Source organism: Paenibacillus sp. FSL R10-2736 (assembly GCF_038000245.1).
GTDB classification, from domain to species: domain Bacteria; phylum Bacillota; class Bacilli; order Paenibacillales; family Paenibacillaceae; genus Paenibacillus_AQ; species Paenibacillus_AQ phytohabitans.
The window spans coordinates 5,865,772-5,883,841 of the sequence record NZ_JBBOBN010000001.1 but is presented as its reverse complement, the minus strand read 5'-3'; the positions used below and the strand labels follow the sequence as shown (position 1 = coordinate 5,883,841).

At 53.3% G+C, this 18,070-nt stretch carries 17 protein-coding genes; 14 read left to right on the top strand and 3 right to left on the bottom strand.

Translation table 11 applies throughout. The annotated features are described in order from the left end of the window. The first annotated feature begins 174 nt into the window (after window positions 1–174). Window positions 175–840 carry a vWA domain-containing protein gene (locus tag NSQ73_RS25065; protein WP_340989404.1) on the top strand — a complete coding sequence of 222 codons (666 nt, stop codon included), beginning with the start codon at window positions 175–177 and terminating at the stop codon, window positions 838–840. A gap of 306 nt (window positions 841–1,146) precedes the next feature. Here the strand turns inward: NSQ73_RS25065 and NSQ73_RS25060 are convergent, their stop codons facing one another. Further along, window positions 1,147–2,277, bottom strand: coding sequence for an IS4 family transposase (locus NSQ73_RS25060; protein WP_340986060.1), 1,131 nt, complete (start codon window positions 2,275–2,277; stop codon window positions 1,147–1,149). Between the two features lie 527 nt (window positions 2,278–2,804). Next, window positions 2,805–3,365: a GNAT family N-acetyltransferase gene (locus tag NSQ73_RS25055; RefSeq protein WP_340988595.1), complete on the bottom strand. Its 561-nt coding sequence runs from the start codon at window positions 3,363–3,365 to the stop codon at window positions 2,805–2,807. 280 nt (window positions 3,366–3,645) lie between these two features. Here NSQ73_RS25055 and NSQ73_RS25050 point away from each other — a divergent pair, with 280 nt between their 5' ends. From NSQ73_RS25050 to NSQ73_RS24995, 12 genes are all read left to right on the top strand, one after another. Then, complete coding sequence (locus NSQ73_RS25050; RefSeq protein WP_340947485.1) at window positions 3,646–4,542, top strand: LysR family transcriptional regulator; 897 nt, start codon at window positions 3,646–3,648, stop codon at window positions 4,540–4,542. 111 nt (window positions 4,543–4,653) lie between these two features. Beyond that, window positions 4,654–5,178 carry a GNAT family N-acetyltransferase gene (locus NSQ73_RS25045; protein WP_336102094.1) on the top strand — a complete coding sequence of 175 codons (525 nt, stop codon included), beginning with the start codon at window positions 4,654–4,656 and terminating at the stop codon, window positions 5,176–5,178. Further along, window positions 5,175–6,056, top strand: coding sequence for a transporter substrate-binding domain-containing protein (locus NSQ73_RS25040; protein ID WP_340988594.1), 882 nt, complete (start codon window positions 5,175–5,177; stop codon window positions 6,054–6,056). Before NSQ73_RS25045 ends, NSQ73_RS25040 begins: the two co-directional genes overlap by 4 nt. Before the next feature lie 35 nt (window positions 6,057–6,091). Then, entirely contained in the window at window positions 6,092–6,874 is a 783-nt protein-coding gene (locus NSQ73_RS25035) for an amino acid ABC transporter permease (protein ID WP_340988593.1), read from the top strand. Continuing rightward, window positions 6,874–7,584: an amino acid ABC transporter permease gene (locus NSQ73_RS25030; protein ID WP_171716848.1), complete on the top strand. Its 711-nt coding sequence runs from the start codon at window positions 6,874–6,876 to the stop codon at window positions 7,582–7,584. The genes NSQ73_RS25035 and NSQ73_RS25030 overlap by 1 nt, the downstream gene beginning before the upstream one ends. Next, on the top strand, window positions 7,581–8,333 hold the full coding sequence (locus NSQ73_RS25025) for an amino acid ABC transporter ATP-binding protein (RefSeq protein WP_336102096.1): 753 nt from the start codon (window positions 7,581–7,583) through the stop codon (window positions 8,331–8,333). Before NSQ73_RS25030 ends, NSQ73_RS25025 begins: the two co-directional genes overlap by 4 nt. Before the next feature lie 11 nt (window positions 8,334–8,344). Next, window positions 8,345–9,367, top strand: a complete 1,023-nt coding sequence (locus NSQ73_RS25020) for an LLM class flavin-dependent oxidoreductase (RefSeq protein ID WP_340988592.1) — start codon at window positions 8,345–8,347, stop codon at window positions 9,365–9,367. After that, window positions 9,364–10,563 carry an amidohydrolase gene (locus NSQ73_RS25015; RefSeq protein ID WP_340988591.1) on the top strand — a complete coding sequence of 400 codons (1,200 nt, stop codon included), beginning with the start codon at window positions 9,364–9,366 and terminating at the stop codon, window positions 10,561–10,563. The genes NSQ73_RS25020 and NSQ73_RS25015 overlap by 4 nt, the downstream gene beginning before the upstream one ends. After that, window positions 10,556–11,734, top strand: a complete 1,179-nt coding sequence (gene solA, locus NSQ73_RS25010; protein ID WP_340989402.1) for an N-methyl-L-tryptophan oxidase — start codon at window positions 10,556–10,558, stop codon at window positions 11,732–11,734. The genes NSQ73_RS25015 and solA overlap by 8 nt, the downstream gene beginning before the upstream one ends. Continuing rightward, a complete protein-coding gene (locus NSQ73_RS25005) occupies window positions 11,735–12,226 on the top strand; it encodes a DinB family protein (RefSeq protein ID WP_340988590.1) in 492 nt (163 codons plus the stop codon). 29 nt (window positions 12,227–12,255) lie between these two features. Next, a complete protein-coding gene (locus NSQ73_RS25000; protein WP_340988589.1) occupies window positions 12,256–13,593 on the top strand; it encodes an LLM class flavin-dependent oxidoreductase in 1,338 nt (445 codons plus the stop codon). Window positions 13,594–13,598: 5 nt separating this feature from the next. Further along, the gene (locus tag NSQ73_RS24995; protein WP_340989399.1) at window positions 13,599–14,837 is read left to right on the top strand and encodes a M20 metallopeptidase family protein; all 1,239 of its coding nucleotides are present in this window, start codon (window positions 13,599–13,601) and stop codon (window positions 14,835–14,837) included. 97 nt (window positions 14,838–14,934) lie between these two features. Here NSQ73_RS24995 and NSQ73_RS24990 read toward each other — a convergent pair whose 3' ends face one another. Continuing rightward, on the bottom strand, window positions 14,935–15,939 hold the full coding sequence (locus NSQ73_RS24990) for a LacI family DNA-binding transcriptional regulator (RefSeq protein ID WP_340988588.1): 1,005 nt from the start codon (window positions 15,937–15,939) through the stop codon (window positions 14,935–14,937). 379 nt (window positions 15,940–16,318) lie between these two features. On the opposite strand from NSQ73_RS24990, the gene NSQ73_RS24985 reads away from it, so the two are divergent. Continuing rightward, window positions 16,319–18,070 (top strand): cache domain-containing sensor histidine kinase, encoded by a 1,752-nt coding sequence (locus NSQ73_RS24985; protein ID WP_340988587.1) that lies wholly within the window; start codon window positions 16,319–16,321, stop codon window positions 18,068–18,070.

Sequence of the window (18,070 nt, the reverse complement as noted above, 5' to 3'; positions counted from 1 at the left end):
ACAGCCGAACTGGTGGAGAAGACGGAGACGATCGAGAAGGTATTGGAGAAGGCGGAGGGGGAGGTAGATGAAGTAGAGAAGGCGGAGAAAGTAGAGAAAGTAGAGAAAGTAGAGAATGTAGAAAAGTCGGAGACCATCCTTCCGCAGACTGCACCGGCCGCCGATGTCAACGTCCTGTCATCCATAGATTTGCGCAAGAAAATTGTCGGGTTCACCCTGGTCAAAAAACAGCTGACCGATGTAAAAGCCAGAGTGGGAATTGTGCTGGACATCACCGGCTCCATGAGAAACCTCTATTCCAGCGGTATCGTGCAGGAAGTAGTGGAACGTATTCTGGCCGTAGCCTGTCAATTGGATGACAACGGTTCGCTGGATGTGTGGGTGTATGATACGGAATTCAGCAGGCTGCCGCCGGTAACGGAACGGGATCTCGGGAGCTATGTCTTCAATCATATTATGAACAACGATTCAATCCATAAGTTCGGACGCAACAATGAGCCGCCGGTGATGGAGGATGTGATTCAGAAATACACCCGCGAGGAGAAGGATACAACTCCGGTTTTCATTATTTTTATTAATGACGGGGGCGTAGTGAAGCCAACCAAAAAAGTAATTATGGCAGCTTCCGCGCTGCCGATCTTCTGGCAGTTTGTGGGGATCGGTGATTCTGATTTCGAGGTACTGAAGCAGCTCGACACGATGGGCGGAAGGCTGGTGGATAACGCAAACTTCATCCATCTGGACCGCATAGAAGAAGTGAACGACGAGCAGCTCTATGATCAGCTGTTGAATGAATTCCCGCAGTGGCTGAAGGCGGCGAAGGCGAAGCGGATTCTCTAGCAGCGAACACCAGTATGGCGTACGCCTGTATGGTGTTTACGCAGTATAGTGTTTATCTATAGCCGTCCTCACCTGTATGGAGCTCACACTGGATAGCGTTTATTTTAGCCGTATTTACCACTATAGCGCTCACCAATATTCTACCTTCACACTGTATAGGCATTATTGTTGTACTTTTTACAACTTTGACTCGGAGATAGGTGGGCGTTCGGGAAGATTGTTGTATGAAATACAACAATCTTTCCCGCTAAGCGGCTTAGAGGAGGAGGAATGCTGTATTTTATACAGGCGTGTTGATTCCCCATATTATGGAATGAATATAATTCCCAAAATGCTCTTGTTCCTGAGTAGACTCAGTTGAACCTGCCACTCCAGCGGAAGACTAAATATACGCCAATGCTGCATAAATTCCCAAAGGGTCAGTTGAGCAAAGGCAGGCACGTTGGAGTGGATTTCATCATAAACGCGTCTCAGAAGCACATAGACAGCAAGGGCCACAAACAATTGGCTGTATACTGCATTTTCGGTGGTTCCAAATAGACATGGCACGTTCAGATGCTGTTTAATCCAGCGGAAAAAGACTTCAATTTCCCAGCGTGCCTTGTAGATTTCGGCGATTACATGAGCGGACTCTTTTCTCAAATCGGTCACGACCCGTACGACTTCCCCCCGGTCATTTTCAAATTCTACGACCCGGTGGCGCTGAGCGGATTGGCACTTCCCTTGACCGATATAACAAGTCATATCACGAACAATTTTCGTTTCTCCCTCTGCGGGTCGCTGGAGGTTTCTCGGCTTCACCAAATGGAGATTGTCTTTGAGTCGAATCACAAACGACTGGCCCTGGAGCACATATTGATCCAATCTGCTAATTTTTCCATACGCCCGATCCTGTACCAAAATGTAGTCCGTATCTGCCAAAACTTCTCCAAACGGAGCGTCATTGCGCTTCGCAATCGATTCCTCCACGTTCACGGGTAAACGCTGACCTTGCGAAAGAGCGACATGCAGCTTAATGCCCCCTCTAAATTTTTTGTACGAGGCCCAAGGCATTCGGGAATTCGCCGCCGTGACCGTCGTCGAGTCAATCAGCAGAAGATCTTTAGGAAGATTCAGATGCCGCCGGGTTTGTCGGTTACATTTCTTGACGAGCAGTTGAAAGATACGTTTGAAGATTTCGTAAGGGACTTCACCGGCCTTGCCGGAAAGGGTGGAGTAATGAATCTCAGGCAAGTCAAAGTTTGGGCCTAAGCGGGCACTTTGCCGGAAGCCGTCCCATTTGTGGTAGCAGGCTTGGACAAAGTAATCGAGTAGCAACCCGACGGTCATTTTGGTTCCACTATCTACGTAGTCCTTGGTTTGTCCAGTCACCATTTGGACTTCTTCCGGTGTTAATACTTGTTTGAAAACGGCTAAAAATGGGGTATATTTATTCATGAGGTCGCCTCATTTCGGTTTGGTTTGGTCGTACTTACCATTACCCGAAATGGCGGCCTTTTTCGTCCCTTTTTTTGGGAAATCAACACGCCTATATTTTATACAACAATTTTGGATTAGGGCCGAGATTATGAGGAAAATGTTGTATTTTGTGCAGGATTTTTTAAATATCCCGGATTTCCATCATAATTAGCGGACTTGCATCATAATTTGATCCCCACCATAATCACTGGACTCCACTACTATCAGCGATTACATATCTGCGGCTAAAATAAACTAAACCTCCCCGCCTGGGCGGAGCTATAGGCTCCTGCTAAAATAAAAGTCTGCCTATCAGCGCTACGACCTATCAGCGCCGCGCCTATCAGTCCCGGCCTGTCAGCTAGGCCGCCATCAGCGCAGCTAAGTACTCCTGCTCGGGTTTTATCTTGCAGGCGGGTTTCTTTCAGCACAATCCCTGCATACTTTATCCTTATATTCCCGCTGGAAGGGTTACCGTCCCCTAAAGGACGGCGGGACGTTTCCGCTCAGGCTGTGGAGGTGGAGGTTTGTTGCGTCTGCACGCCAGCGGAGACGGGAAGCTCCAGGCGGTATCCTTTGACCAGCGTGTCCCCGTTCTTAATATCCGTTTCATAAGCCCGCTGGAAGCCGAGCTTCTCGTACAGCCTGATTGCGGATGCCATCATGTCCGAAGTGTGGAGATTCAGGCTGGCTGCTCCAAGCAGCACCGATTGTCTGGCGGCCTCGCTGATCAGCAATCTGGCAACCCCGCGTCCACGGACAGCCGGAGAAACAGCGAGCAGACGGATGATCGGCGTATGGATACCCAGCTCCGGTCTGCCGTAAGCGGCCTCTGAAGAGGTGAACAGCAGCACACTGCCTATGATCTGCCCATCCAGCTCCGCTACAATCCGCGAGACCGGAGCATTGCCATGGACGGAATCAAGAATGGAGTCGCGGTACTCCACCCAAAAAGGTTCGGGCAGCACGGCTGAATATTCACTGTAAGCCTCAAGCAGAACTCCTGCGATAGCCTCGCGGTCAGCCTCTGCGGCTTCACGGATTACAATTTCTGCTGAATGATTCATCGGATACCTCCTGTTCAGAAATGGAATGTGACGCTTATTATAAACTACAATTCCGATGAATATAAGAGGAATTTAACAAAACCGATTAACAGATAGAAAAGTTCTATCTGTTTTTGTGATCTATGTAATGGTTTTTGCTGTATATTACACGATAAGTCAGTTGACAAAAAAAGGGCCGGTGACTAAGATATAAACAAAATCTATACACCCGTACGGCATTAATTCCTTGTTAATCAATTGGAATAGTTAATTTAAATAAAGTTGTGGAGGAGGACTACGCTTGAACATCGAGAATATTGAAGCCTTTGTCTACATCAACCACTACGGAAGCTTCAACAAAGCGGCAGATGTACTCTACATCTCCCAGCCGACCGTGACGGCCCGAATCCAGTCGCTTGAACGGGAGCTGGACTGCAGAGTGTTCGACCGGCTGGGCAAGCAGATTAACCTTACGGATAAAGGCCGCCAGTTCCTTCCTTACGCGCAGCAGATTCTGCAGGTCTACCAGAACGGTAAACATCAGATCCAGTCGAAGGGCCAGATTCCGGATGAACTTAGAATCGGCAGTACGGTATCGGTCTCCAATTATCTGATGCCGCAGCTCCTGCAGCATCTGAAGCGGCAATATCCGCATATCCGCTTCAAACTGACAACCTCATCCACCGATTCATTAATTGAGAAGCTGAAGGCGAAGGAGATTGATCTCGCTTTTATCCGCAAAGTGGTCAATCCGGCCATTCAGTCGTTCCCCTTCTGTGAGGATCCAATCTCGCTGTATGTATATGCCGGTCATCCGCTGGCCCGCCAGGGCCGTGCCTCCATCCAGGAGATCCGGGAGGAGACTCTTGTATTCTTCGAGTGCGGCTCGCTGGACTGGATGCGCCTGCACCGGGTATTCGAGAGCATGGAGCAGCCGCCGGACATTGTGTATCAGGTGGATAATCTGGAGACAGCCAAGAAGCTCGTGCTGAGGCAAGCGGGGATTTGCTTCCTTCCGGCCCTCAGTGTACAGGAGGAAGTGGAGGCGGGAACACTGATCAGGGTGGATATCGCTGAGACGGAAGGGATTTCCCTGCGGACCAGCCTGATCTCGCTGAACGGGGAGAATGCGGAATTCATTGAGTCGCTGCTGGAACTGGCGGTGGGCCGCAGTAAGCCGGATCGACTTCTTGTATAACAGTATTAAAAAACTCTATTAGCGCATGGCTACATGCAGTGATAAAGTTAATTGCATATAATCACCACTAAACAGATAGGGATTATCTAAATTGAGGAACGGGGGCATGAAATGAGCGAGGTATACCGGCAGGCCGGAGAGAAGGACGCCCAACAGCTGCTGGATGTGACCTATCGTGCCTATCAGCTGATCCGCGAGCTTGGACTGCACTGGCCGGCGGCAAACGCCGATTTGGCTCTAATTCAGGATAACATCGCCACCAATGAGTGTTATGTGCTGGAGATCGACGGCAACGTGGAGGCGACGATCACCCTCTCGAAGAGCGGAGAGGTCAAGGCGGTAACCGATCTGCCTTTTGTGAAATGGTTCGCAGTGAATCCCGAGCGCAGCGGCAAAGGTTACGGCGGCAAGCTGCTCGACTGGGTGGAGGAGCATATTATTCACGGCAAGCTGGGTGCTTCCGCTGTGACCCTGGCTACGGCGCAGAAGCATCCCTGGCTGGTTCCCATGTATGAACGCCGGGGGTATGAACGGATTCTGGAGCTGGATGCGCAGAATGGCGACGGCATTATGTATTTGATGAGAAAGACACTTACCGCTCAACCATACTACAACCTAAAGGGGATAGAGAGATGAAGAAGACCATTTCGCTCACAACTGCATTGGCATTGACGCTGGTGATCGCCGGCTGCGGCAACAATAACAGTGCGAACAGCAGTAGCAGCGGGAATGTGGCGGAAGCAGCACCGCAGACCAGTGCGGAGGCAACGACTGCAGCCGCAGAACCGGCAGAGGTGACCAAGATCGTGGTGGGCACAGGCACCGCTTTTCCGAATGTCTGCTTCATTGACGAGAACGGCAAGCTGACCGGGTTCGATGTAGAGCTGCTGAAGGAAATTGACAGCCGTCTGCCGGAGTATGAGTTCGAATTCCAGACGATGGACTTCAGCAATCTGCTGCTTAGCCTTGAGACCAAGAAGATTGATCTGGTAGCCCATGTTATGGAGAAGAACCCGGAGCGGGAGCAGAAGTATTCTTTTAACAAAGAAGCTTATGCCCACTGGAGAAACCGCATTATTGTAGCCAAAGGCAATGATTCGATCCAGACGCTGGACGATCTGCAAGGTAAAAAGGTGCTGACAGGCGCAACCAGCGCACAAGCGCAAATCCTCGAGAATTACAACAAGGAGCACGGCGCGGATTCGATTAAAATTGTCTATCAGAACGGTGCAGCCAACGATACGGTGAGCCAGATCGACTCGGGCCGTGTGGATGCCACGCTCGCTGCGGATTTCGTACTGCCGATTATTGATCCGCAGAGCAAGCTGCAGGCGGTAGGTGCTGAGCTGTCCTCTGCTGACATTCTGTATGTATTCCGCAAGGATGATGCCCCGTCGCAGAAGCTGTCGGATGCCATTGACGGAGTGGTCGCAGAGCTGAAGGCAGACGGCACGCTGGGCAAAATAAGTACGCAGTGGCTGGGAGCTGACGTCACCACATCCACGGTTCAATGATGAGGCTGCCGTTATAGCGGAGAAGGAGGGGCAGGATGGGAGCACCGTTTGATCTTAGTTTTGTATTCTCTTTTCTGCCTAAGCTGCTGACTACGCTGAGCACAACACTGCTGATCGTAGCCTGCTCGCTGCTGGCAGGTGTGATTGTCGGATTTATCATTGCCCTTCCCCGCCTGTACAAGGTGCCGGTCCTGAAGACCTGCGCAGAGGTATACATCTCATTCTTCCGGGGGACGCCGATTCTGATCCAATTGTTCCTGTTCTATTACGGTCTGCCCGAGGTGCTGAAGCTGGTAAATCTCGATATGACGCGGACGCCGGTGCTGGTATTCGTAATTCTGACCTACGGCCTGCATACGGGAGCTTTCATGTCGGAGATGATCCGCGCTTCGGTAACGGCTGTCGATAAAGGCCAGGTGGAAGCGGCTTACGCCACGGGAATGACCTCTTATCAGGCTTTTACCCGGATCGTATTGCCCCAGGCGCTGGGGATTGCCATTCCGGTGTTCTCGAACCTGGTCATTGCGCTGCTGAAGGATACTTCGCTTGCGTTCACGCTGGGCGTGATGGAGATGACGGGTAAGGCGCAGACGCTGGGCAGCGTGACCCAACATTTTATTGAAACCTATATTGCACTTGCACTCATCTATCTCGTGATCAGCTTTACGATTGAGAAGCTGCTGCTGGTGGCGGAACACCGGTTACTCCGGCATGAAGACCAGGGCAGTCCGGTGAAGCGGAAATTCAGTCTGCAGAAAAAAGCGTCCTACCGTCATATCATTGCGGACATGGGACCGGGTAAAGGAGGCGGCGCGTAATGAAGCTGGACCCATCGTTTATCTGGACGGCGTTCCTGCAGATTCTGGGTGCCATTCCTACAACGCTGTATATCACGGTGGTCTCTGTATTGGCCGGTTTCGCGATTGGAATTGTGGTGGCACTGGTCCGGATTTATAAAGTACCTGTCCTGTATCCGCTGGCGGTGGGGTATGTCACCTTCATCCGCGGTACCCCGATGCTGACGCATCTGCTGCTGATCTATTTCGGGCTGCCGATGATTATCGACGGGCTTGGCGCATATTTCGGCTGGAGCTTCCGCTCGGTGTCGATTCCGATGATCGGATTCGCCTACATTTCTTTCTCCATTACAGCGGGAGCCTATATGTCCGAGGTAGTCCGTTCCGGTCTGCTGGCGGTGGACCGCGGTCAGATCGAAGCTGCCCATTCTATAGGGATGAGTACTCCCCAGGCGCTCCGGCGGATCGTATTCCCTCAGGCGCTGGCGGCGAGCCTGCCCAATCTGTCGAATTCCGTGATCGGAATGCTGCACGGGTCTACGCTTGCTTTTACCGTATCGGTCGTGGATATCAATGCCCAGGCCCAAATCGTAGCTTCGACAAACTGGAAATTCTTCGAGGCGTATCTGGCGGCGGCGCTGATCTTCTGGGGGCTGACCTTCCTCATTGAGCGGGCCACCGCCCTGATCGAGAAACGGATAAATCTGTATAACCGGGGTGGAGTCGCATGATTAAGCTGGAACGTATATCGAAGTCTTTCGGGCGCCATCAGGTGCTGAACAATATTGATCTGAAGGTGTCCAAAGGGGAAGTTGTCGTCATTCTCGGCCCCAGCGGTTCCGGCAAAACAACCCTGCTGCGCTGTGTGAATTATCTGGAGAAGCCAAGCGGCGGCGAAATCTCGATCGGTGAGTTCAAGCTGGACTGCCGGCATGCCCGCAAAAAGGATATTCACCAGCTGCGGCAAAAAACGGCTATGGTCTTCCAGCAGTACAATCTGTTCCGCCACAAAACGGCGCTGGAGAATGTGATGGAAGGACTGCTGATCGTCAAGAAGCTTCCGAAGGAGGAAGCACGGAAGAGAAGCGTCGCACTGCTGGAAAAGGTCGGCTTAGGAAGCAAGCTGGATGCCTATCCAAGCCAGCTGTCCGGCGGGCAGCAGCAGCGGGTCGGCATAGCCCGGGCGCTGGCGCTGGAGCCGGAAGTGATTCTGTTCGACGAGCCGACCTCGGCGCTGGACCCGGAGCTGGTAGGCGAAGTGCTTGCGGTGATCCGCAAGATTGCCAAGGAAGGGATAACTATGATTGTGGTGACGCATGAGATGGGTTTTGCCCGCGATGTGGCGAACCATGTGGTGTTCATGGACGGCGGCGTGATTGTCGAAGAAGGCACACCCACCGAGGTGTTCAACCATCCGCGTGAAGAAAGAACCAAGCAGTTCCTGAAGCGGATTACGCCGGAGCTGAACTATTCCATCTAGGAGGCATAACTATGGCGATTACAATCAGCGTATTGGACCAAAGCCCGATTTATCCGGGAGAGACGCCGGAGGAGGCCTTCCAGCATACAGTCCAGCTGGCGCAGCTGTCGGAGCGTCTCGGCTTCCGCCGGTTCTGGGTATCCGAGCATCATGATTCCGAGCAGGTGGCCGGATCTTCACCGGAGGTGCTGATCTCGCATCTGCTGGCCAAGACGGAGAGCATCCGCATCGGCTCCGGCGGAATTATGCTGCAGCACTACAGCCCTTATAAGGTGGCTGAGAACTTCAACGTGCTGGCTGCACTGGCACCGGGCCGTGTAGACCTGGGCGTCGGGCGCGCTCCCGGCGGGCTGCCGCGCAGTACGCAGGCGCTGCAGCAGGGGGGCGGTGAGACCCCTTCATTGACCGATAAAATCATAGAGCTGGAGAAATATGTACATAACCGGCTGGAGGAGGATCATCCGCTCACCGGGCTGAAGGCTGGCCCGCTGCCGGGAACTCCGCCGCAGCTGTATGTACTGGGTGCAAGTGTCGCCAGCGCCGAAATCGCTGCAGAATTGGGGCTGCCGTATGTGTTCTCTTTGTTCATCGGCGGCGATCAGGCCATTGCCCTGGAAGCGGTGCGGGCTTACCGTAGTGGCTTCAATACTAGCGGGGGGAAGGAGCCGCTGGTCATTATCGCGCTGGCTGTAATCGTGGCCGATACGGAAGAAGAGGCTAAGGAGCTGGCCGGATCAAACAAGCTGATCCGTATTCACCTAGCCAGCGGCAAGAAGCTGACGGTGGCCACCCGCGAGCAGGCGGAGGAGTTCACCCGCCAGAGCACGGAGCCCTACACCCTGGAAGAGCGGGAGCCTGAGGTTACCAAAGGAACGAAGGAATCGGTCCGCGGACAGCTGCTGGCGCTGGCTGAGGCGTCCGGGGTAGAGGAGTTCATCGTCACGACCAACGTGCAGCCCTTCGATAAGCGTCTGCGTTCTTTCGAGCTGCTGGCTGAAGCGCTCGCCGGGGTTCCGGCGGAGGCCTCATCATGACAAGCACGTCTGCAGAGTCTGCTGCCCAGACAGTACATGAACTAGCATGGAATGATAGATTGGCCCAGATCCGCCGTCATCTCCACCGGCATCCTGAACTCTCTAATGAAGAATATGAAACTACGAAATATATTACCTCCCTGCTCAAGCAGGCAGGCGTGAGAATAGTGGATTACGGGCTGAAGACCGGAGTGATTGCCGAGATCGGCGGCTTGCAGGGCGGTCCGGTGATTGCCCTGCGGGCCGACATTGATGCATTGCCGATTCAGGAAGAAACCGGGCTGCCTTATGCCTCACAGGTTCCGGGCAGAATGCATGCCTGCGGGCATGACTTTCATACGGCGGCGCTGCTGGGGGCGGTATATCAGTTGAAGGCGCAGGAAGAGAGCCTCAAGGGAACGGTCCGCTTCTTGTTCCAGCCTGCCGAGGAGAAAGCCAAAGGCGCGCAGCAGATTATCGCTGCCGGAGGGCTGGAGAATGTCCGCGCAGTGATCGGCATGCACAATAAGCCGGATCTGCCGGTAGGAACCTTCGGCATTAAGGAAGGTCCGCTGATGGCAGCCGCTGACGGTTTCATCGCGGAGGTCCGCGGGTTCGGAACCCATGCGGCAGTGCCGGAAGCCGGTATAGACCCCATAGTGGCGGCCTCACATATCGTCACGGCGCTGCAATCCATCGTCAGCCGGAATGTGAGCAGCCTGAACAGTGCCGTCATCAGCGTTACGCAGATTCATAGCGGAAACTCGTGGAATATCATTCCGGAAACAGCGGTGCTGGAAGGGACGATCCGCTCTTTCGATGAAGCGGTGCGCGGCAGGGTGCTGAAACGGTTCGAAGAGGTGGTAGCAGGCGTTGCAGCCGCACTGGGGGCGGAAGCCAGGGTGCGCTGGATCGGCGGACCGCCGCCGGTTATCAATGATGCGCTGCTGGCCCGGCTGGGAGAAGAAACGGCTGCGAACCTGGGCTACACCTCCGTGAAGCCGATGCCCTCACCGGCCGGGGAGGATTTCGCCTTCTACCAGCAGGCGGTTCCCGGTTTATTTGTCTTCACCGGCACGGCCGGAAGCCGGGAATGGCATCACCCGGCGTTCGATCTGGACGAAGCGGCTCTGCCTGTAGGTGCCGGATTCTTCAGCAGTCTGGCGGTACGGGTGCTGGAGCATTTCGCTGCTGAAGGGGGTGCGGATCATAGCTGAGCATCCCGTATATGATGTGATTATTGTCGGTGCAGGCTCGATGGGCATGAGCGCGGGTTATCATCTGGCCCGGCGCGGCGTGAGGACGCTGCTGATCGATGCCTTTGATCCGCCGCATACCGAAGGCAGCCATCACGGGGAGACCCGGCTGATCCGGCATGCCTATAGCGGAGATCCGGCCTATATTGACCTGGCACTCCGTGCCCAGGTGCTATGGGAAGAAGCCGAAGCGGAGAGCGGGACGGATCTGCTTGTCCCTTCAGGCGTGCTCAATCTGGCTGACAGAGGCGTGTATTCCTTCGCCGGCCGCCTGGAGGAAGCGCATAAGCGTAAGGTGCGGGCCGAGCAGCTGGATGCGGACGAAATCCGCCGCCGCTGGCCGGCGCTGAACGTTCCAGAATCCTTCGAGGCGATGTATGAGCCGGATGCGGGTTACCTCTATAGCGAGCGGTGCATAACAGCTTACCGGCAGCTGGCGCTGGCTCACGGTGCGGAGCTGTTGACGAATACAAACGTGCTGAATGTGACCGCCCGTGAAGGGAGTGTCACGGTTCACACGAAGAACGGTGAGTATCATGGAGGGGCTGTTATTCTCAGTGCCGGCGCCTGGTTTAGTTCATTGTCGCCCTTCGTCAGCCTGCCGATTAAGGCCGTCCGCAAGGTAGTAGGCTGGTTTGGGAGTACGCCGGATTTCGATGCCGGGAAGTTCCCCGGCTTCACGCTGGGTGCTGAGGAAGGCGGGTTCTACGGCTTCCCCAGCATCGGCGGGGCGGGACTGAAGATCGGCCGCCATGATACAGGCGAGGAATGGAGGCCTGGCGAACCGCTGGCACCGTTCGGCAGTCTGGAGAGCGATGAAGGCGACCTTCGCCGTGTGCTGGAGGCTTACATGCCCGGCGCAGCCGGGAAGCTGCTTAAAGGGTCCGTCTGTAAATATGAGCATACACCGGATGAGGATTTCATTATTGACCGCCATCCGGCCTACAGCAATGTGCTGCTGGCCGGAGGCTTCTCTGGACATGGCTTCAAATTCTCCAGCGTGGTCGGGGAGATCCTCACAGATTTGGCCGTGCAAGGACATACGAAGCTGAATATTGCGCCTTTTGCGCTGTCACGCTTCAATACCGGGCCTGACCAGCCGCCATCGAAACTTACATTGGAGGGAATCTAAATGAGCAGTGTGGAGCTAACAGAGTACTTGAATACGCACGGGCAATTGGTGCAGGCACTGGAAGGCTTATCCGATGAGCAGCTGAAGTGGAAGGCAGAACCGGCCAGCTGGAGCGTAACCGAGGTGCTGGCACATCTGGCTGATCACAGCATCGTGGTCTCCTTCCGCATTCGTGATATTCTGGCGGATACGAAGGTGCAGCTTCCGGCATTCAATCAGGATGCCTGGGTCAGCGGGCAGCACAGCAATCAGGGGAAGGCGACAGACAGCCTGGTGCTGTTCCGCAGCCTGCTGCATTACAATAGTCTCCTGCTGGGAAGACTGACTGACGGTGAATGGGAGAAAAGCGCAATTAATGTCAAGGGAGACACTGTCCGGATTGCCGATATCGTCCGCAGCTTCACCGCCCATGTGCAGACCCATCTGGCCCAGATCGAGCGGATCAAGCAGGGAGCGGAAGCCGGTCTCTCTGCACGGCAACCCATTTTGTAATAAATACACAACCTTGAGGAGGAATGAACATGACTACACCGAGACAATTGAAGCTGGGGGCACTGCTGCACGGGGTTGGAGGAAGCACCTCCATGTGGCGTCATCCCGATGCGAAGCCTGATGCCAGTGTGAACTTTGAGTTATACAAGGAATGGGTGCGCAAAGCAGAGGAAGGCAAGCTGGATCTGATCTTCATTGCAGATGGTCTGTTCATCAATGAGAAGTCTATCCCTCATTTCCTCAACCGTTTCGAGCCGCTGACAATTCTTAGTGCGCTGGCAGCGGTCAGCAGCCGCATTGGTCTAGTGGGTACTTTGTCCACCTCCTACAGCGAACCGTTTACTGTGGCCCGGCAATTTGGCTCGCTGGATGTCATCAGCGGCGGACGGGCCGGCTGGAATGTGGTAACCTCACCGCTTGAAGGCTCTGCCCTTAACTACAGCAAGAAGGAGCATCCCGATCATGGCAAGCGGTACCGCATTGCCGCCGAATATCTGGAGGTGGCGCGCGGGCTGTGGGATTCATGGGAGGATGATGCGTTTGTCCGCAATAAGGAGACGGGCGTCTTCTTCGATCCGGAGAAAGTGCATACGCTGGATCACCAGGGTGAATTCTTCTCTGTGAAGGGGCCGCTGAATATCGCCCGCTCGAAGCAGGGGCAGCCGGTTATTTTCCAGGCAGGGTCCTCAGAGGTCGGCAAGGATTATGCCTCGAGCGTAGCGGATGCCGTCTTCACGGGTCATGACACGCTGGAGTCTGCCCAGGAATTCTATAAGGATGTGAAAACCCGCGTAGCTTCGTTTGGGCGCAATCCCGAAGAAGTGCTGATCTTCCCTGGAATAGCACCGATTCTGGGAGCTACCCCTGAGGAGGCGGAACGCAAATACCAGGAGGTTGCCGGTCTGGTGACGATCGAGAATGCGCTGAACTATCTGGGCAGATTCTTCGAGCATCATGATTTCTCGCAGTATCCGCTGGATGAGCCCTTCCCGGATGTCGGTGATCTGGGCCGGAACAGCTTCCAGAGCGGTACGGACAAAATCAAAAAGGATGCTAAAGAACAGGGCTTAACTCTGCGGCAGGTAGCCTTGCAGTCTGCTACGCCTCGCAGCAGCTTCATTGGCACGCCGGAGCAGGTGGCTGATCAGATTCAGACCTGGTTCGAGGCCGGAGCAGCCGACGGCTTCATGCTGGCAGCCGCCGTGCCGAACGGACTGGAGGAATTTGTGGATCTGGTCGTTCCGATTCTGCAGGAACGCGGACTGTTCCGCACCGAATACGAAAGCGATACGCTGCGGGGTAATCTCGGACTGCCAGTTCCGGCGAACCGTTATTCTAAGGCTTCTGAACCGGCAGGGCAGGTGTGACGCAAATGCAGTCCGGTGCAGACCGTCTGAAACCGGATCTTGAAGCCATGATGAAGTATGCCGGCGGGCTGGAGGCGGAGCTGATCGCGATCCGCCGTGATCTGCACAGCCACCCGGAGCTGCTCTACGATGTGGCCCGCACTTCCGGCAAGGTTGCCGAACTCCTCGAATCATGGGGCATTGAGGTGCGGCGGAATGTGGGCCGGCATTTCGGGATGGGAGTCACCGGGACGCTGCGGGGAACGGCAGGGAGCGGGCCGGTAATTCTGCTGCGGGCGGATATGGACGCGCTGCCGATTAGTGAGCTGAATGAGCTGGACTATAAGTCCAGGAATCCCGGTGTAATGCATGCCTGCGGGCATGATGCCCATACGGCGATGCTGCTTGGTGCCGCACAGACACTGGCGGCATTCCGCCATCAGCTAAGCGGCACGGTGGTCTTTGTCTTTCAGCCGGCGGAGGAAGGCGCAAGCCGGAGTCCGCTGGACGGGCGCCTGCTCTCCGGCGGCAGGGATATGATCGAAGACGGCATTCTGGAAGGTGTGGACCAGTGTTATGCGCTGCATGTGATGCCGGAGCTTGCCGTTGGTACGCTGGGCATTCATCCCCGTTATGCCATGGCGGCCTCCAGCCATTTCACCGTGAAATTCCGGGGCACCGCCGGACATCACAGTGCGCCGCATGAAGCGGTCGATGCTATACAGATGGCGGCACGGTTTGTTACCGAGGTGAACGGGCTGATGGCGAATGGGATTAATCCGTCGGAAGCGGCGGTGCTGGCCTTCGGCACACTGCGTGCTGGAACAGCAATCAATGTCATTGCTGAGCACAGTGAGCTGACCGGCACCTTCAGAGCCTTCACGAAATCAACCGTCAGCCGGATTACGGAAGGACTGAAGCGCCACGCTGCAGCGATAGCCTCGGCTTATGGAGGCAGCAGCAGCCTGGAGCTGCGCGAAGGCATTGCCGTGGTGAACGACGGCTTGGCCGTTCAGCGGATGCTCGGCGCAGCGCGCAAGGTGCTGGGAGATGAGCAGGCGTATCTGCTGGAGCAGCCGAGCCTGGCCGGGGAAGATTTCGGCTGGTATCTCGATCAGGTGCCCGGGGCGTTTGCCTTTATCGGCTGCGGCAATGCGGAACGGGGGATAACCCATGCGCTACACCAGCCCCGGTTCAACATTGATGAGGCTGTGCTGGTACAGGGCGCCAGAGTATTGGTGAGGCTTGCTGCTGAGAGAGATTAAATCAGGCATAATACAGGAAAAAGGCTGCTCCTTTCGCCAATACGGCGTTAGGGGCAGCCTTTTTATTTTTCCGAAAGAACGGGTTACATGTCCTTGGTCAGGTAATTGCCCGAACGGATTGCCTTTCCACAATGGAGTGGGTACAGATTTGACTCTTCGCAGGCTCCCCCGTTTCAATCATACCGATCAGCTTCTCGGAAGCGATCATTCCAATGTCATATAGCGGCTGGCGCACGGTAGTCAATGGCGGATTGACCATCCGGGCTAACCGGAGATCGTCGTATCCCATGATGGAGATATCTTCAGGCACATTCATTCCATGCTTCGTAACGGTGGAAAGGGCACCAATCGCCATTTCGTCACTGGCCGCGAAGACAGCAGTAACCTCCGGTGTTCTCCGTAATATGGCTTCCATGGCTCTACAGCCGCTTTCGTATGAAAAGTCTCCATATACGAGGTAACGGCTATCAAAGGTGATACCTTGTGCTTCCAGCGCTTTGCGGTATCCTTCGACCCGTGGAGTTCCAGCGATGGGATCGCCCTTGGTTCCGCTGATCATGCCGATTCTGCGGTGGCCTTTGGTGATCAGATAATGGACAGCGTCATAGGCCGCCTGATAATCATCGACCTTCACATAAGGTACGTTGGCAAAATCCGTTTGGGAAGAGACCAGCACCACCGGAACTTTCATGCTCTCCAGCATGTCATAATAGTCTTTCTTGAGCACTTCACTGGAAAAAATAATCCCGTCAACCTGCTTCTCGCGCAGCAGCTGCAAATACTTCAGCGTACGTTTGCCGTCCTGATCGGTGTTACAGACCATCACACTGTAATTGCGGTCATGGACGAAGTCGTCGATTCCGTGGAGCAGATCGGAGGAGAAGGCGCTCGACACATCAGGAAATAACACGCCGATGGTTTGGGTACGCTTGTTAATCAGTCCGCGGGCGATAGCGTTCGGCTGATATTTAAGCTCTTTGATGGTCTGATCTACCTTTTGCTTCGTTTTATCTGAATATCCGCCTAAGTTATGCAGAACCCTTGAGACGGTGGCAATGGATACGTTCGCCTTTTGGGCAACATCTTTAATTGTGGGATTCATAGACTCTCCTACCTGTCGTTTAGCAGTAAACGCTTACTGAAAATATAAGTTCTTGCCTTTTCTTTGTCAACCGGAATTAAACATTATGTAAAATAAGCATTGACAAGGAAAAATAAACGAGATAACTTTTATAGTAAGCGTTTACGTAATGGGAAGTTAGGATTGTAGGTACAATAATACATAACTTACATTCAAGTGAACGTATAAATTCACACCAAAGATTTTTTTGGAGGAGGTGGGGAAGATCTTATAAAGGTATATTTTTTGCATATTTGAGTAAACGTTTACGTTAAAAAGAAAACAATTCTTGTGAAAAAATTCATAGGATAAGGATCACTGGGGTGAATCTTTCTTATATTAAGTTATAGAAAGGAGCATTATGAAAAACAGGAAAAACTCACTGGGTGTAAAACTGATTCAGCTGTCTGCTGCAATAACGATTCCGCTCCTTGCCGTTCTTTTTGCCGGGGGATATTATGCCAAGGGAGTTGTGCTCGACCAGGTATCCAGATCCTATCAGAATCTGGTCAACTCCAATCTTAAGATGATGGAGAGCAGTCTGGAGGACATAACAATTAATCTGGTCGATATTGTCGATCATGATGTGAATTTTCTTCAATTGAATCAGCCGGGGCTGACAGAATCCGAATATTATTTTGCCCGTATGGGGATTATGCAGAGAAATCAGGCCTACCAGGCCTATTACCATAGCGTGGACATGTTTTATCTGTACTCCGGCGTTAATGATACCTTGACACTATCCAATGTATTAGGAACGACAGAGGATGATATGGACCGGATAAGAGATTGGATTACGAGAAACGTTCAAAATGAACATCATCTGGAGCCGCTTCAGTACAAATGGACGATCGTTAAAATTGCCGGAGATTACTATTTAAACCGGACCGTCAGCAATAATCTGGGCAATACCGCCTGCATTGGCGCTCTGATCCGAATCGACTCTATGCGTTCACCGCTGGGCAATCTGAACCTGCAATCGGGCGGTGATGTGCTTATTGTGGATAATGCAGGGAATATCTTAACCCGTCCTTCGGCATCCATGGGCTACGACTTCAAGCTGCCGGGTGAGAAGATGAATCTGAATTCTTCCTTTTCTTTTACACATGATGGCCTGAAGTGGTTTGTGGTGTCCAGCCAGTCATCCGCCCTGGGAATCAATCTGTCTGTGGTCATCCCCGCTTCCGAGCTGCTCCAGGGACTCAATACCTTCCAGACGATTATTAATGTACTGCCCTTTATTATTTTGCTCATTTTACTGGTTTACTTATATTATTTCCGCCGTATGGTCATCCGCCCGATTCTGGATCTGCTGAGCGGCATCCACCGGATTCGAAATGGTGCCATGGAAACCAAGCTTCCCGATTCTAACCTCGTGGAGTTCCAGGCGCTGAATCAGGCATTTAATAACATGGTTGTGGAAATTCAAGATCTGAGAATTGATATCTATGAGGAACGGATTAATGCGCAAAAAGCTGAAATGAAGCATTTGCAAATGCAAATTAATCCGCACTTCTTCTTGAACACGCTCAATATTATTTTTCAGCTTGCCGATCTGAAACGTTTCGAATTGGTCAAAAAGACAGTACGGCATCTGGTGCAGTATTTCCGCTTTATGCTTCAGGTCAAGGATAACCGCATTACTTTGGAACAAGAGCTTGAACATCTCCGCAATTACCTTGAAATTCAAAAGTTGCGCTACCAGCAGTCGTTTGAGTTTCAGATCACCATAGCCGAAGAGCTTAGCTGTGCCTCCATACCCTCCTTGATGGTACAGCCCTTTGTAGAAAATGCCATGCTTCACGGCATAAGCCTGAAAGCCGGGATCTTTCATCTGGAGATTTCGGCTGGTCTCTCAGAAGAAGCAGCCGATACCATGATCATTGAAATCGCGGATAACGGAAAAGGCAGCAGTGCAGAGAAGCTGCGGGTGCTGAATTCGCCGGATTACAACCCGGCCACAGATGAAGGGCATATCGGGATCTGGAATGTGAAGCAAAGGCTGGCGATGATCTATCAGGGAAGAGCTGAAATTCACTTCAGCGACAATGAGCCATCCGGATTTCGTGTGCGGCTTAGCCTGCCTATTGAATATACAGAAGGAGAACGATGA

Coding starts and splice junctions, on each gene's coding strand:
- NSQ73_RS25060 (WP_340986060.1), bottom strand. CDS start 2,277: ATGAATAAATATACCCCATTTTTAGCCGTTTTCAAACAAGTATTAACA.
- NSQ73_RS25055 (WP_340988595.1), bottom strand. CDS start 3,365: ATGAATCATTCAGCAGAAATTGTAATCCGTGAAGCCGCAGAGGCTGAC.
- NSQ73_RS25045 (WP_336102094.1), top strand. CDS start 4,654: ATGAGCGAGGTATACCGGCAGGCCGGAGAGAAGGACGCCCAACAGCTG.
- NSQ73_RS25040 (WP_340988594.1), top strand. CDS start 5,175: ATGAAGAAGACCATTTCGCTCACAACTGCATTGGCATTGACGCTGGTG.
- NSQ73_RS25035 (WP_340988593.1), top strand. CDS start 6,092: ATGGGAGCACCGTTTGATCTTAGTTTTGTATTCTCTTTTCTGCCTAAG.
- NSQ73_RS25030 (WP_171716848.1), top strand. CDS start 6,874: ATGAAGCTGGACCCATCGTTTATCTGGACGGCGTTCCTGCAGATTCTG.
- NSQ73_RS25025 (WP_336102096.1), top strand. CDS start 7,581: ATGATTAAGCTGGAACGTATATCGAAGTCTTTCGGGCGCCATCAGGTG.
- NSQ73_RS25020 (WP_340988592.1), top strand. CDS start 8,345: ATGGCGATTACAATCAGCGTATTGGACCAAAGCCCGATTTATCCGGGA.
- NSQ73_RS25015 (WP_340988591.1), top strand. CDS start 9,364: ATGACAAGCACGTCTGCAGAGTCTGCTGCCCAGACAGTACATGAACTA.
- NSQ73_RS25005 (WP_340988590.1), top strand. CDS start 11,735: ATGAGCAGTGTGGAGCTAACAGAGTACTTGAATACGCACGGGCAATTG.
- NSQ73_RS25000 (WP_340988589.1), top strand. CDS start 12,256: ATGACTACACCGAGACAATTGAAGCTGGGGGCACTGCTGCACGGGGTT.
- NSQ73_RS24995 (WP_340989399.1), top strand. CDS start 13,599: ATGCAGTCCGGTGCAGACCGTCTGAAACCGGATCTTGAAGCCATGATG.
- NSQ73_RS24990 (WP_340988588.1), bottom strand. CDS start 15,939: ATGAATCCCACAATTAAAGATGTTGCCCAAAAGGCGAACGTATCCATT.
- NSQ73_RS24985 (WP_340988587.1), top strand. CDS start 16,319: ATGAAAAACAGGAAAAACTCACTGGGTGTAAAACTGATTCAGCTGTCT.